The organism is Catenovulum sediminis, from assembly GCF_007289895.1.
Classification (GTDB): Bacteria; Pseudomonadota; Gammaproteobacteria; order Enterobacterales; family Alteromonadaceae; genus Catenovulum; species Catenovulum sediminis.
The window spans coordinates 1,601,741-1,616,892 of record NZ_CP041660.1; the positions used below are offsets into that span (position 1 = coordinate 1,601,741).

Consider the following 15,152-nt stretch of genomic DNA (forward strand, 5'->3'; position numbering starts at 1 on the left):
ATAAGGTCAACCAATGGCTGTTTTGTTGATTTTTTAGTCAGTTAGGTGCATGATCAAATATAGCAATTAAACACTAATTTATCGAGGTGTCTGGTTATGCTACCTAAATTGATATACGAACCTTATCCTTTTATTCTGTTTGCGTTGTCGCTCATTTGTTTTATTTTACGTATTGAAAGCATGTATTTTTGGGCTTCTTTATTAATGATTATTTCCAGTTATTTTATTATCCAACGCTCAAATTACCGGCGACAAGACGCTACGGAAGAAGATACTACAGAGTATAAAATACCAGCCACTCTTTACGAAGTATTACCCTATGCATATATTGCGTTTGGTTCATTGGCTTATGCTTCTAGCACCAATGAACTGGCATTTATAGGTTTGTTTTTAATTATATGTGGTATGGGATTATGCTTGTTAAGAGAAGCTAACCGGCATGCTTTTATTGGTCGTCACAATTAATAATTAATAGTCGATAATGACAAAGTCTTCAGCAGCACTGTGTTGAACAAAGCGAGCCCAAAGCGACTGTAATTCAGGTGAAAACTGAGTTTTATATACATTAAAAGCCGCTATCCGTTTCGCTGCTTGTTGGCTGATATCGACTGACAATGAAATTTGATCATCGCTTAGAGAATGCCGGATAATTTTTTTGTATTGAGAATTGGCGGATATTTGGGCCGCGATAGACGCGCGCGATTTGGAGACCACAAAATTACTTAAAATAACGCCCGAAGCAACGCCACAACTTGGTTTGTCGCGCCACAATCGGTTCGTTAATTGGTGAACAAACTGATGATCTTTATGCCCAGTAATTCCCTTACTATCAAAGCTTATTAAATGTTGGGGTTTCAGTTGGTGGCAAACCGCTAGGATTTTGTTCGTCAGTTTTTGCTGAAATGTCTCAAGTTCCTTGTCGTCAAATCGTAAAAAAATAGGGGGCAAACTGACACCTAGAACTTTTAACGCGTTAATGCTTTCTTTCTCGCGTTGTGTAGCCAACTGAATGCCTCTCAGATTTTGACCACTTCTGTCTTTCCCCGCACCACCGGAAGAAGCATAGATAACTTGTAGTTTACTACCCTGTTCAGACCATAGTGCCAAACTGCCGGATAACCAGTTTTCATCGTCAGGATGCGCTAAAATAATGACTGCTGTTTGTTGTGGTTTAACCAACTGCACCGTATCTATTGAATCATCTATTGAATCATTCGCCCGACAATAAGTTACAACGCACAACAGGCTCGCTGCAAAGATTATTAAATTGCGCATAACCAGATTCATTTCTTCGACTGTTAAAAAATAAGTATAGCGAAAATGACAGAAAAATCTTTTGGTCTATACTGAAAACGGATGACTTTTAGCCAATGGAAAAGAGATACAAAAATATGGCGCGAATGACCGAGCACCACCAAGCACTATTACAACAAGAAATTGAATATGCGTATTACCGCAAAAACATGACTTTAGAGCAATCTGATTGGTCAGACGGTATGTATTGTATTTATGGTGTCAATCAAGAAATTGAAAATCCGACGTTTGCCGCAGAATTAAAAAAAGTACATCCGGACGATCGCAGTTTACTCATTGATGCATATAAAAATGCTCTAAATGGTCATCAATTCGATATTCATTACCGAATTATCAAAAATGACAAAGAACTTAAAGTTCGCAACCTAGCGACATGTGTACAAGAGAATGATGGATTCTGTTTATATGGCTGTGTCATAGTAGAAAAGGTGAGTGCTCACAACAGGGTAGAAAAAACTGCACAAGCTCAGCAAGATGCGGTTACCTCTGTTGTCGAAAACTTGTCGGAACCGATTATTGGGATTAATAAAAAAGGTGCTATTAAGTTTTTTAATCGCGCTGCTGAAAAATGTTTTGGCTATAAGAGACAACAAATATTAAATAAAAACATATCGTTATTAATGCCCGATGAGTTGGCACATCATCATAATGAATTTATAGCGCGTTACTTAGAAACAGGTCATACCTATGTTGTCAATAATGAAAGGGAGTTAACCGCGGTTCGCAAAAATGGTGAGAGTTTTGTGATGCGTTTGTCGGTTTCTGTGATGCCGGGAATTGCGCAGGCAAATGCAGATGAAATCGCATTTGTTGGACTGATTCAAGACCTGACGCATCATAAAGTGGCTGAGTCTTTAATGCACAAAACAACGCGTTTAGATGTTTTAAGCCACTTGTCTGGTGGAATAGCACACGATGTCAACAACATATTGAATATTATATCTGGCCATCTTGAAATTTTACAGATGCAAAAAGTGGATGATTCTGCTGTACTAAAAAGGGTAACGGCAGCCTTAAAAGGAGTTGAGCGCGGTCGTCAACTTAGCAATCGACTATCCTGCTTGTCACGTGTTGACGAGCAGGATGCAGAACCTTGCAATCTATCATTGTTAATTAAAGATAACGAAGATTTATTATCTGAGATATTTGATAAATCAATAGACTTGTCTGTAGATTTGCAGTCGGATCTAAGGTGGATCGAAATAGACCCAAACCACTTTATTGATACTTTGATAAATCTGTGTATTAATGCCAATGACGCAATGCCTGATGGTGGCCAATTAATAATTCGCGCTTGTAATCAGTTTTTAGACGCAGATACCGTTTACGCGACTGGTTTAATGCCAGGAGAACACGTTAAACTAACTATCAAAGATAGCGGGATAGGTATTACACCAGAGATCCAGCAGCGTATTTTTGAACCTTTTTACACAACGAAAGGTAAGGACAAAGGCACAGGTTTAGGGTTAAGTTTAGCGTATAATTTTATTAAAGATAGCCGAGGGCATATCTCGGTTGAGTCTGAAGTCGGACAGGGAAGCTGTTTCACCATATATTTCCCTGCCATTGAGGAGTTTTCTCATCCTCGTAATTATAATAGTACCAAGGTGGTCGATATGGATTTTGAACAAAGTTTACGTGGCAAGAAAATACTCGTTGTAGATGATGAACAGCCTATTTTGCAGTTATTGTCTGAGTTTCTTAAGATTTATGGGTTAGAAGTGGAAACAGCTAATTCTGGTGATCAAGGTTTAGATTTGGTCAAACAAGAAGAATTTGACTTGATTTTAAGTGATCTGGTGATGCCGGGTCGTTTAGATGGCGCTCAGTTTGCAGGAGAAGTGCTAAAATCCCGCCCTCAATCTTCCATAATATTTATGAGTGGCTACACAGACAATCGTTTGTCTGACAATAGTGAGCTGGCGAACATTCCAATAATTCACAAACCATTTCGCAAAAAAGAATTGCTGACTCAAATGCAAAAAATGTTGCACTAAGTAGCTCAATTTAAAGCTGCAAATTCAGCCATTTGATTATTGTTTTCCATTAAGTCAACAAAATAAGGACTTAATTAATGCGACAGATATTATTGCTAGATGACGATGAATTATTTAGTGAATTTATTAGGGATGCCGCTGAGCTAGTGGAGTTCAGTACGACTGCTTTAGATAATGGTGCTGCGATCAAAGAGCAAGATTTGTCGCAATTTGACTTTGTGATACTTGATCTAACTGTACCCGGAACAGATGGTGTGCAAGTACTGAGATACTTGCATCAACAACATTATATGGGACGGGTGATTATTGCATCGGGTTGTGAGCGTTCTGTTATCAATTCAGCGCATCAGCTCGGGCAGAACTATGGTTTAAAAATGACAAAGGCATTGAGTAAGCCGTTTCCATTAGATGCTTTGTTAAATATCTTAAGTGAAATTGAAGTGACGACTGATGGACAAGTAGCTCGTTTTTTAGTTAATGCAAATGATATAGGAAAACCAAGTGAAAGTTTATTACCTGAACTTAAATCCGCCATCGAAAATAACCAAATTCTAGCCTATTACCAACCTAGATTTTCACTTGATACCAATAAACTGGTCGGCGTTGAATCACTAGCGCGTTGGACCTTGGCAGACGGTCAGCAAATACCACCCAGTGTATTTATCAAATTAGCAGAAGAACATAATTTAATAGAACCCTTGACGCGCTGCATGGTTGAGCAGATCTTCCCACAAATGGCGCAGTGGAGTCGTATGGGATTGTCGATTCATGTTTCTTTTAATTATTCTGCACGGACTTTACATGCGTTAGATTTTCCTGATTATTTGGCCGAGCTGGCTGCTAGACATGCTGTCTTGCCTCAACATGTCATTGTTGAGTTGACAGAAAGTGCGTTAGCGGATGATGTTTCCGCCTTGATGGAAATCTTGACTCGGATTCGCATGAAAGGGTTTAGCTTATCGATAGATGATTTTGGTACTGGCTATTCGTCAGTGCAGCAATTGCAAACCCTGCCATTTAATGAGCTTAAAATTGATCAGAGTTTTGTTGCTAATTTTGCCAGTCGAAACCATGCGCGCACGATTATTGAATCTACGATTGAGATGGCTCATAAACTGGGCATTCGTGTTGTTGCAGAAGGTATAGAAAATCAAGAGGTGATAGATTATTTACGACAGGTTGGATGTGATGAAGGGCAAGGTTATTTTTATGCTAAACCTATGTCTTCTGAGGCATTTCAAAAGTGGATTAAGGCCAACCCAAGCTGTATTGTAGAACTTAACCCCGCAGAAAAGACTGGTTTTACGATTGTCGCATTAGATGATGATGTTGAATTTATAGAGCTTATGTCTGATGTCCTAAATGAAGAGTTTAACTTTTACTCATTTACGAACACCCATCATTTTTTAGCAGACTTTGCCAAATTAAATGCAGATATTGTTTTGTTAGATGTCAATATGCCTCAAATGACAGGATATGAAATTTGTCAGCAGATTCGAGAAAACTCAGAGCATGACTTTTCTGTGATATTTATTTCTGGTGCCGATACTCAAGATCAGCGATTAAAAGCATTTGCCGCAGGCGGAGATGATTTTATTGCCAAACCCGTATCTTTTGGTGAGTTGTTGGCCAAGTTGCGCACTATTCGACGCTACCAAGAAAACAAAGCCAGTTTGACAGAGCAGGAAGAAATGGCTCGCAACATGGCTTTCCAGTCAATGACCGAAGCTTCCCAATACGGGGCAATTTTAAGGTTTTTTAAAGATAGTTTTACCTGCAAGAGTTACGAGAAGCTGGTTGAAATGTTTTTTAATTTAATGGACAGTTTGCAGTTAGTCGCTTGTATTCAATTTAGATCAAAAAATTCAATTATCAGTTACCGTGGCATTGGACAAGCTTGTAGTCCGATGGAAGATAATTTATTTGAAATGCTTAAGAATGAAGGCCGCCTGTACCACTATAAAAGTCGTACTATGGTGAATGATAAACATGTTTCGGTGTTGGTTAAAAATATGCCAATCGAAGATGAGATCACCTACGGTCGGTATAATGATTTACTGGCAGCTATTATTGAAGGGCTCGAAAATAAGTGGGTTGAAATTTTACATGATGATTCCACTGATGTGTTGATTAAAAACATGGAATTGATTCTCGACTCTTTAAGCGAAAAGTTTACTTCATATGAAAAACAAACACATGAAATTATTGAAATGTTAATATTAGATGTACGGGCGTCTTTGCATGTACTTGATCTATCTGAAGAGCAGGAAAACTATTTGATTAGTTCTATCGAAAAAGGGATAGAGCGGGTGGTAGAACTGAGTGATAGTGGATATGATTTGTCGGCTGAATTCAGCGATGTACTTAATAGCTTTAAAGAAGCATACGAATAACAAATAAATAAGCAGGAAGATTATTTGCGCATTCAGTCCCCAATAATAAACTATCTAAAGATTTGCTTAACACTCAGTGTTATTAGCTTATTATTTATTTCCAAGTGTTTTGCGTACAAAGTTGATAACGGTTTTGAACGGCTGGATATTGCGCCTGAAAGTTTCATGATGAGGGATCAGGTAAATGGATACCACCCGATTGAGGCGTTATCGGCCTTGTCTAGACAAGCTAAGGTTGGTAGTGAATATGTTAATCCCGGACTTGAACCGGGTATTGTCTGGTTGCGGACAGACTTCTTTACGCCAGAATCACTCGATCTGGTTGTTGAATTACACAGAGCAAAGGCTGAAAAGTTAACTGTTTTTTTAGTTGAACATAATCATCAGGGCGCAGACAACCTCAAGCTATTGCCGCTGTACGCGCAACCGCACCATAGTCCACTTTACGAATTTACCAGTACCCAAAACACCCATTATTCTCTTCTTGTAAAACTAGAAAATAGTGTCAGTACTTTCAAGCCGTTATTGTGGCACCATGAAAGTTATATACGAGAAAGCCAGCTAGAGTTTTTATCCTTTGGACTGTTTTTTGGCGTTTTGATTTGTTTAGCAATATATAACCTTATTATCTTTTTTGCTGTGCGAAGGCAGGCATATATATGGTATGCCGCTTATATCAGTACTCTGGTGATATGGCGAGCTGCTTTATATGGTGTCGGAGGGTATTTAGGCATTCCACATTACCAAGCACAGGTTAATGTGATGGTTCCGTTTGTCCTGTTGGATATGTTGTTTGCGTTTTTATTTTGTATTCATTTTTTAGAAACAGCCCGACATACTTATCGTTTAGATAAATTACTGCATGCCGCTTGTTGGATTATTGGTATTGCAACTTTAATTTCAACCACATTACCAATTCATATTACAGCAGCATTTGTTGTTTTAGGCTTATTAGTCGGCGCACCATTGTGTGTTGCAGCCGGCATTTACTGCTGGAATAGAGGTATTAGAACGGCTCGTTTTTACGTGGCTTCATGGGTTCCCTTGCTCATTGGGGCAATCGTTGTGCAAATGGCGCTTTGGGAAGTTATTGACAGTACCCACTTTACACAAAACTTTATAGAAGTAACGATATTGCTGGAGGCATTTTTAATGTCTTTGGCTTTGGCGGATAAGTTACGACAAACCGAACAAGAAAAAATACATTTAGCAACGCATGATCCGTTAACTAAATTACCCAATCGCAATTTAGTTCAGCTCGGATTAGAAAGTTTCAAAAGTCGTGTTGGTTTTACCTTGCTACAAGTTAAATTGACTAATTTAGATGATATTCGCGCACGTCTGGGATTAAAGGTTGCCAATGCAGTACTCTGCATCTGCATTGAAAGAGTAAACGAATGGGCACGTTCGCAGCGCCGTGCGGTTACCTTTGAAATGCTAGACTTAGAACCTCAGAAGCTGGGGCAGTTAGAGCATGGCGTGATGGTGATGGCATTCAGGGGGACACATGTTAGTTTAAATGAATTAACAGGTAAAATTTCAGAATTGATCACTAAATCAATTGATTATAAGGGTATTTCAGTCAATCTAAAGAGTCATATAGGGGCCAGTGTTTACCCTCATCATAGCCAAGATATTATTCAGTTAATTGAAAACACTAGCTACGCTATATTCGAAGCGCAAAAAAAGGACTTACCTGTTGTTGCATACACGGAGGATGGTAGTAATAGAACAAAACAGCGATTAGCAATGATGGTCGATTTGAGAGACGCTTTGGTTTCTGGTAATCAACTATCCCTTTTCATACAACCTAAAATATCGCTTACGGATAACAAGGTTGTGGGTGGGGAAATTTTACTGCGTTGGTTTCACCCCAAATTTGGTGCCATTGAACCTGAAGAATTTATTCCATTGGCTGAGGATGCAGGGCTGATTACCGATGTCACATTATGGGTGTTGGCGGAAGCGGTACAGATCAATAAAATTATTTGTGAGGTCATTAAAAACCATCATATTGCGGTTAATATTAGAGCATGTGATTTGTTGCATGAAAGTTTTATAGCTCAGTTCACATCTATTCTAGAAACCAATGCGGTGCCACGGCGTAGTATTTACTTGGAAATATCTGAATCTGAATTGCACAAAAATGTCGGCTTGATTCATTTAAAAATGGAGCGTTTACATCAGTTGGGCTTGTTATTTAGCATTGATGATTTTGCCAGTGATCATGTTTCGTTAGCTCAATTGGCAAATATGCCAATTCGTGAAATTAAGTTAGATGAATACTTTGTGCATTATTTAGATACAGACAGTCAAAACCAAAAATTGTTGAAATTGGTAAAATCTGTCAGTGCATCATTGAATGCGGATTTGTTGGCTGAAGGGGTAGAAGACCTCAGTGTGCTTTCTTATATACAGCAGCAAGGGGTGTCTAAAGCTCAAGGGTATGCATTGGCGCCACCTATGTCAGTTTCTGATTATTTATTATGGATAGAAAAGCGAAATGAATAGGGTGGTTGATTTTTTCCGGCCTGTTCAATTTGAAGCGGAAAAAGAAAAACTTTTTAGACGAAAGCTAGCGTATCGTGCGCGCCCTATTGTTGCTTATATCTATATAATCGGTGGAATCGTACCTTTAATCTATTTAGCCTACGCAGCCAGTGTTTCCAATGAATTTTTTCAAACAGTCGCACCCGCTCGATTAATCTATTTAAGCTTTTGGTTAATCATATGCTGGGCGACTTTTTCTAGTTCTGCATTTTTGACAATCACGCAGTCACTGCTGATTTATACCTTTTCGGGTTCTGTTTTTATTACTTATATCAACTCATTTTTAACGCAAAATCAGCTATTTTCAGTGCCCAGTATTTTGATGTTTTTAATCGGTATCGTGATTGCTCAAGTTGGCTCCAGGGTTCAGTTTTTAAGTGGTGCTATCTGTATTCTAGTGCCTTTTGCGATGTTCAGTTTTCGTGAGCAATGGGTATCCACTGATGTTGCTGTTATTGTATTGATAGCCATATGGGCGGTTATTGCATGGTTGGCTAGCCTAATTTTGGAGAAAAATAACCGAACTTTGTTTGAGTATGAAGAAGCACTACAAAAAACAAATGAACAAAAAGAAAAGTTGTTATTAAAAGAGGCTCGCTCTAATCAGTTTAAAAGTCAATTTTTGGCCAATATGAGCCATGAAATTCGAACACCGTTAACTTCGATTTTAGGTTACGCGCAAACTTATTTTGATCAAGGTGAAAATAATCACAACAAAGACAGCGCTGTTGAAACGATTCGGGAAAATAGTTTGCATTTGTTACGCATTGTTAATGATGTTTTAGATTTATCCAAAATAGAAGCAGGTAAACTCGACATTGAAATAATTAACGTCGATTTGATGAAGATGCTAACTATGATTAGCAGGCATCAAGCGCCTCTCGCCGAGAAAAAATCTATAGAGTTTAACGTCGACTATATATTCCCATTGCCCGATGTAGTTTTGACCGATCCTACTCGCCTAAAGCAGATATTATTGAATTTAATTAGTAATGCTATCAAATTTACTAAGGAAGGTCGTGTTACGCTTAAAATCTGGTACAACAAAGACGAATCAAAACTGTATTTTGATGTGCAAGATACAGGTATAGGTATGAGTGACGCTGCTGTGAGCAAGCTGTTTACTGCTTTCAATCAGGCAGATACTTCTCATAGTCGGGAGTATGGAGGAACTGGATTGGGTTTATACATTTCTAGCCAGTTAATTGAAAGGTTGGGCGGCGAAATCTTTGTAAAAAGTAAGCCTCAGCAAGGCACACTTTTTTCATTATTTATTAAAGCTGCTGTACCAGAAAAGGTAAAATGGTTAAACTATATGGCAAATTCTGAAACAACGAATAAACGGATGAAACAAGAAACGAACGCTTATACAGGAAAGGTATTGTTGGCAGATGATCATTATGATAATCGTAAGCTAATTCGTTATTGGTTGGAACAGTCTGGTATAGATGTTGTAGAAGCAATCAATGGTGAGCAAGCCGTTGAGAAAGCTTTGTTGTATGACTTTGACTTAGTGCTGATGGATATTCAGATGCCATTAATGGATGGAACCGAAGCCCTCAAGATGATTCGTGCCAATGATGGTATTACCCCAGTCATTGCATTGACCGCTAATGCAATGAAGCAAGAAATTGACTCTTATTTACAATTTGGTTTTAACGCGCATTTAGCAAAGCCAATTGATCTCGACGCTTTCCACCAGATTTTACGTCAATTTTTACCTGCTACCTCAGACGATATGGACGACGAACCTTTGTTTTCTATCGATAGTGAAGAATTTAAACGTATGAGCAGCGAGTATCAGCAAAGTTTGGTTTGTGAGTTGGAAATGGTCAGGCACGCTTATCAATCAGGTAATTGGGAGTTATTAACCAAAGTTGCGCACCGTATAAAAGGCAGTGCAGGTAATTTTGGTTTTACTCAATTAACAGAGTCTGCTGGCCAACTCGAGTCTTGTTTAAGACAAGATAAAATTAACAGTCGAGATACGAACTATCAAACATTTCTCAACGAGCTTCAATCAATAGTGGATAGAATAAGTGTTTAATTTAATACCAGATACTGTAAATTCTAAATGCTCGCGTTTGTAATCAGTTGAGCTTTCAACTCGGTTCATCGCATCTTGGGTTACGAGTATTTCACCGCCTCGGGCTATGTCTTCTCCTAATTTACTGGCTTTATTAACAACGTCGCCAAAATAGTCATCGTCATCGGTTAGCAGAAAGTTGCCATAATCGATACCTGCTGCCACTTGTATATCCCATAAGTCTGGCGTTTTTTGATTTTCTTTATCTAATAAGTTGTTTATTTCAATGACAGCATCAATCGCTTGAGCAGGTTCATCAAATCGGGCAAACACGTTATCAGCGACAAATTTAACGATTGTACCATTATGCTTCTCAACCGTTGGCCGTGTAATTTGTTGCATTCTGTAAATCATTGAAAGGTAGTAGACGATGCCATATTTCTGTGTAACTAATGAAAAGCCCGACATATCCATAATCAAGACTGCACCAGTGGTACCATATAATTGCCAAAGTTTGTCTTCGGCTTGTTTTTGAATCGTTTTATCAGTTGCTGCAAAGTATTCTGTCAGTAACTTTTCAAATTTTTGCATGCTATTCCGCTTTAATTAGCTATTTAAGCAGATTCTATTTCTGCCTGATGATTTTGCTTCGTAAAGAGCTTTGTCTGCTTTGTCGATTATATCATTGATTGCTTCATCTTTGTTCTTATCTGCCATCGCAATACCGCCTGAAAGGGTGATGGGAGGCATACGTTGTTGTGTTTTGCCATAAATTAATTTCATTTCTTCGATGTTTTCTCTTACAGTTTCTGCATAAATAAAGAGCTGCTTTTTGCTTACATCGGGGAAAATAACTAAAAATTCCTCTCCGCCATAACGCACGGCCAACTGGCTATTTGAGAGATCTTTGCTAATTAACTTGGCAACTTTACTCAGCACTATATCACCGACCGAGTGACCATAACTGTCGTTTAATCGTTTAAAGTGATCGATGTCAAAAATGACAATTGAATAACTGCTGTCAGAGCTCTGATCGGATAAAAATTTTCTTAAGCCTCTTCTGTTTGCCAATCCAGTTAACGGGTCGGTCAATGCTTGTTGTTCAGCTTGTTGTAATTGTTTTTTGAGCTGCGCTACCTGATCGTGAGAGCTGTGAATGGTGTCAATGAACTCTGATTGCTTGGTTTTTACAGTCTTCGTGGCATCAATGATCGTATCCACAATTTTTTTCGTCTGAGTCTCGTCTGATAATGCATTTAGCTTTTGACTTTGCGCAGTCAGTGTCGACTGATAATCTAGCACACTAGATTCACTTTTTTCACACTCGGTCTGCAAATTACTGATAAGTTGATTTAGTATAAAAATACTTTCTGGTTGATTCTTTTGATTTTCATCTAGGTGTGATTTATACAAATCAGACAGTAGGAAACTATCAAACTTTCTGTTTTTTTCTTGCCATTGACTTAACTCATTTCGTAAGTCGGGGTAATCGGGGTGAAAATAGGCATACAAAACTGCATAATTTATCGGGGTGGGCGGCAGCTCGTTTTGAGCTAGCCAGTCAATGGCCTTTTCACTGAGTTCTTTTGCTGTTAATGTTTTTTGGGGCCTTAGTTTTTCCATTTCTTGCCACATATTCTTATCTATTCTAGTTATAGTTTGACCTATATAAGTGCATTTGCCAATAAAATAGCAAAATAGCTGACTGAAATTATTGTCAATAACCGTTAGACTACGAATAAATTTCAGAGGAGTAAATGTGTGGTTAATTATCATACTGCTAAATTTCTAATAAGTGCCCCAAGCATCGAAGCTTTATCGGAAGATTCAGGTTATGAAGTTGCATTTGCTGGGCGTTCTAATGCGGGGAAATCCAGTGCATTAAATACATTAACAGCGCAGAAAGGCCTTGCGCGGACCAGTAAAACACCTGGGCGAACTCAGCTTATTAACGTATTTTCATTGGATGACGAGCGACGGTTGGTAGACCTACCCGGTTACGGTTTTGCAAAAGTGCCTTTAGCGGTTAAAGAAAAGTGGCAAAAATCTTTGGGTGAATATCTACAAAAGCGCGAATGCTTAGTGGGATTGGTGGTATTAATGGATATTCGACACCCGATGAAAGACTTAGATCAAGATCTAATTTATTGGGCTGTAGACAGCCAGTTACCTGTGTTAGTTTTGTTAACTAAAGCGGATAAACTAAAACAGGGCGCGCGCAATGCTACGCTTAAGCAAATTCGTGAAGCAAGCTTAGCGTTTTGCGGTGATGTGAGTGTTGAACTGTTTTCTTCGTTAAAAGGCACGGGCGTCAAACAGCTCACTCAAAAATTAGATGACTGGTTTGAAGTGAGCAAATCAGAAGATTTGCTCTAGTTCCACTTCATTCACTTCACCCGCTTTTTCAGCGTTCAAAACCTCTGGCATTGGATCATATTCCACATAGTTTTTCGGTTCAGTGCCACTGACAAAGTATTCAAACAATGCCGTGTGGTCTGTTTTATTGGTCCGTTTTCCGCTCTCACTGTCGATACGTACAGTCACAATATCGGAAGGAATGTGTTTGGTTTGTTCTGGCTCATTTTGCAAGACAACTTTTAAATAATCAATCCACGCTGGTAATGCTGTTTGCGCACCAAACTCTTTACCGAATACCTGATCTTTACCTAGATTTGGATTCGGTGACGTGGCACCCAGCGCTCTGGATGGATCGTCAAATCCAACCCAAGAAGTCACCACGATATTTGTCGCATACCCACTAAACCAAGTGTCTTTCGCTTCGTTCGTGGTACCCGTTTTACCGCCAATATCATCTCTTTTCAAAACTCTGGCTCGCCAGCCTGTTCCATTCCAACCGGTACCCTTATTCCAATTGCCGCCACCCCAAATGGTGCTTTTCATCGCTTCGGCAATTAAAAATGCGTTTTGTTCGCTAATGGCTTGCTGCGCTAATTTGATATCTTCCAGCTTGTCGGAATCGTCGTTATACAGGCAGTCAAGACACGCGATTTTGGGCTCGGCTTTAAATATAATTTCACCTTCAGGTGTTTCAACTCTTTCAATAATATAGGGTTCTACAACAAAACCGCCATTTTCAAATGCACTAAATGCACTGACCAATTCCATCGGTGTAAAGGAAGCTGAACCTAACGCTAAGGATTCATTTTTTGGTAAATCATATGGAGAAAAGCCAAATTTAGTGAGATGGTTGACGACATTATCAATACCGACAGCACGCAATAAGCGAACTGATATCACGTTTTTTGATTTAGCCAGTGCGGTTCTCATGCGTGTCGGACCATCATAAACAGGAGGAGAGTTTTGTGGTCTCCAAACAGTACCTTGTCTACGATCCCACTGATTTATCGGCGCATCATTAATAATGCTGGCTAGGGTAAAACCATGCTCTAAGGCGGCTGAATAAATAAAGGGTTTGATGTTGGAGCCAACTTGCCTTTTGGCTTGCGTTACGCGGTTAAATTCACTTTGTCTAAAGTCATAACCTCCTATTAGAGATACTACGGCACCATCATTGGGATTGAGCGCTACAAGGGCTGCTGCTGCATCTGGAAGTTGACTTAATTGCCATTGACCATTCTCCATTTTACGGACATTAATAAGTTGGCCTTCGGCAATGACCTCTTCTATCGTTTGTGGGGCGGGGCCTTGGCTATCGTCATCAATATAAGGTCTTGCCCATTTTACCCCATCCCAGTCGATGAGCGCACGTTGATTGTCTTTTAAAATAATGTTAGCGGTTTGCTGTTGCGGATCAATAGATGCCACGACAGCATGCTGGAGAAAACCAAAATCACTGGTTTGCGCTAACCTTTTTTGAATTTCATTTTGTGACCAGGGGATTTCGCTGGGTAGCCATAAAACATCTACTGGGCCGCGATAGCCATGACGTTCATCATAGTTGTGCAAATTATTTCTCAAAGCATATTCAGCCGCTCTTTGCGCATCTGAGTTGACCGTTGTATAAACCTGATAGCCTTTGGTGTACGCATCTTCCAAACCATATTTGTCAACCATTTCTTGACGAACCATTTCAGCGATGTAAGGGCTGTCTAACTCAATCTTTGCTCCGTGATATTTCGCCGTTAGTGGTTTGTTGATAGCGTCTTGGTATTGAATCTCGTCTAAGTGCCCAGTTTCTTTTAGGCGCCATAAAACCGTATTTCGACGAAATATTGCGCGTTCTGGATTGCGCAAAGGATTGTAGGCCGTCGGTGCTTTTAACAAGCCTGTTAACATTGCAAATTGTGCAATATCTAATTGGTCTAAACTTTTTCCGTAATACACTTCAGCAGCCGCACCAAAGCCAAAAGCGCGATAACCTAATTCAACTTTATTTATGTATAAAGTTAAAATTTCTTCTTTGCTCAATGTTTGTTCAATATGTAGAGCGATAAATATTTCTTTTATTTTTCGAATATATGTTTTGTCTCGGTTTAAGAAAAATCCACGTGCAACTTGCATGGTTATCGTGCTTGCACCTTGCTTTTTCGAGCCACTCGTCAATACTGTAAAAGCTGCTCTAAAAATACCGATGATATCGACACCATTGTGTGCGTAAAATCGAGCATCCTCGGTCGCTAACAGGGTATCGATTAAAGGCTGCGGGATTTGTTCGAAGCTAAGCGGAATTCTTCGTTTTTCACCAAATTGCGATATCAGCTTGCCATCCGACGAATATACTTTCATCGGTGTTTGGAATTCGACATCTTTCAGGGTATCGACAGATGGTAATTCATCTTTTAAGTGATAATACAGCCCAAAAATTGATGCGCCGGCAATAAAGGCACCAATAACAAAAAAATATAACAAAAATACGAAAAATTTTTTCACAAAGTTCACCAAGTATTAAAA

General features: G+C 39.1%; 10 protein-coding genes. 6 read left to right on the top strand and 4 right to left on the bottom strand.

What is annotated here, in order from left to right:
* Positions 1-96: 96 nt before the first annotated feature.
* Positions 97-465 (top strand): hypothetical protein, encoded by a 369-nt coding sequence (locus tag FNT16_RS06510; protein ID WP_143870790.1) that lies wholly within the window; start codon positions 97-99, stop codon positions 463-465.
* Positions 466-468: 3 nt separating this feature from the next.
* Here FNT16_RS06510 and FNT16_RS06515 read toward each other — a convergent pair whose 3' ends face one another.
* Complete coding sequence (locus FNT16_RS06515; protein WP_185976710.1) at positions 469-1,275, bottom strand: PIG-L deacetylase family protein; 807 nt, start codon at positions 1,273-1,275, stop codon at positions 469-471.
* A gap of 116 nt (positions 1,276-1,391) precedes the next feature.
* On the opposite strand from FNT16_RS06515, the gene FNT16_RS06520 reads away from it, so the two are divergent.
* From FNT16_RS06520 to FNT16_RS06535, 4 genes are all read left to right on the top strand, one after another.
* Positions 1,392-3,311, top strand: coding sequence for a hybrid sensor histidine kinase/response regulator (locus FNT16_RS06520; protein WP_185976711.1), 1,920 nt, complete (start codon positions 1,392-1,394; stop codon positions 3,309-3,311).
* A gap of 77 nt (positions 3,312-3,388) precedes the next feature.
* Positions 3,389-5,704 (top strand): EAL domain-containing protein, encoded by a 2,316-nt coding sequence (locus FNT16_RS06525; protein WP_143870795.1) that lies wholly within the window; start codon positions 3,389-3,391, stop codon positions 5,702-5,704.
* Between the two features lie 165 nt (positions 5,705-5,869).
* The gene (locus tag FNT16_RS06530) at positions 5,870-8,215 is read left to right on the top strand and encodes an EAL domain-containing protein (RefSeq protein ID WP_143870796.1); all 2,346 of its coding nucleotides are present in this window, start codon (positions 5,870-5,872) and stop codon (positions 8,213-8,215) included.
* Positions 8,208-10,301, top strand: a complete 2,094-nt coding sequence (locus tag FNT16_RS06535) for an ATP-binding protein (protein WP_143870798.1) — start codon at positions 8,208-8,210, stop codon at positions 10,299-10,301. The genes FNT16_RS06530 and FNT16_RS06535 overlap by 8 nt, the downstream gene beginning before the upstream one ends.
* On the opposite strand, the gene FNT16_RS06540 is transcribed toward FNT16_RS06535, so the two are convergent.
* Complete coding sequence (locus FNT16_RS06540) at positions 10,275-10,871, bottom strand: adenylate/guanylate cyclase domain-containing protein (protein WP_143870800.1); 597 nt, start codon at positions 10,869-10,871, stop codon at positions 10,275-10,277. The genes FNT16_RS06535 and FNT16_RS06540 overlap by 27 nt on opposite strands.
* 15 nt (positions 10,872-10,886) lie before the next feature.
* A complete protein-coding gene (locus tag FNT16_RS06545) occupies positions 10,887-11,915 on the bottom strand; it encodes a GGDEF domain-containing protein (protein ID WP_185976712.1) in 1,029 nt (342 codons plus the stop codon).
* 126 nt (positions 11,916-12,041) lie between these two features.
* Here FNT16_RS06545 and yihA point away from each other — a divergent pair, with 126 nt between their 5' ends.
* Complete coding sequence (gene yihA / locus FNT16_RS06550) at positions 12,042-12,656, top strand: ribosome biogenesis GTP-binding protein YihA/YsxC (protein WP_143870804.1); 615 nt, start codon at positions 12,042-12,044, stop codon at positions 12,654-12,656.
* Here the strand turns inward: yihA and FNT16_RS06555 are convergent.
* Complete coding sequence (locus FNT16_RS06555) at positions 12,639-15,140, bottom strand: penicillin-binding protein 1A (protein WP_221935066.1); 2,502 nt, start codon at positions 15,138-15,140, stop codon at positions 12,639-12,641. The genes yihA and FNT16_RS06555 overlap by 18 nt on opposite strands.
* Positions 15,141-15,152 lie beyond the last annotated feature (12 nt).

Coding starts and splice junctions, on each gene's coding strand:
- FNT16_RS06545 (WP_185976712.1), bottom strand. CDS start 11,915: ATGTGGCAAGAAATGGAAAAACTAAGGCCCCAAAAAACATTAACAGCA.
- FNT16_RS06540 (WP_143870800.1), bottom strand. CDS start 10,871: ATGCAAAAATTTGAAAAGTTACTGACAGAATACTTTGCAGCAACTGAT.
- FNT16_RS06510 (WP_143870790.1), top strand. CDS start 97: ATGCTACCTAAATTGATATACGAACCTTATCCTTTTATTCTGTTTGCG.
- FNT16_RS06520 (WP_185976711.1), top strand. CDS start 1,392: ATGGCGCGAATGACCGAGCACCACCAAGCACTATTACAACAAGAAATT.
- FNT16_RS06535 (WP_143870798.1), top strand. CDS start 8,208: ATGAATAGGGTGGTTGATTTTTTCCGGCCTGTTCAATTTGAAGCGGAA.
- FNT16_RS06515 (WP_185976710.1), bottom strand. CDS start 1,275: ATGCGCAATTTAATAATCTTTGCAGCGAGCCTGTTGTGCGTTGTAACT.
- FNT16_RS06530 (WP_143870796.1), top strand. CDS start 5,870: ATGATGAGGGATCAGGTAAATGGATACCACCCGATTGAGGCGTTATCG.
- FNT16_RS06525 (WP_143870795.1), top strand. CDS start 3,389: ATGCGACAGATATTATTGCTAGATGACGATGAATTATTTAGTGAATTT.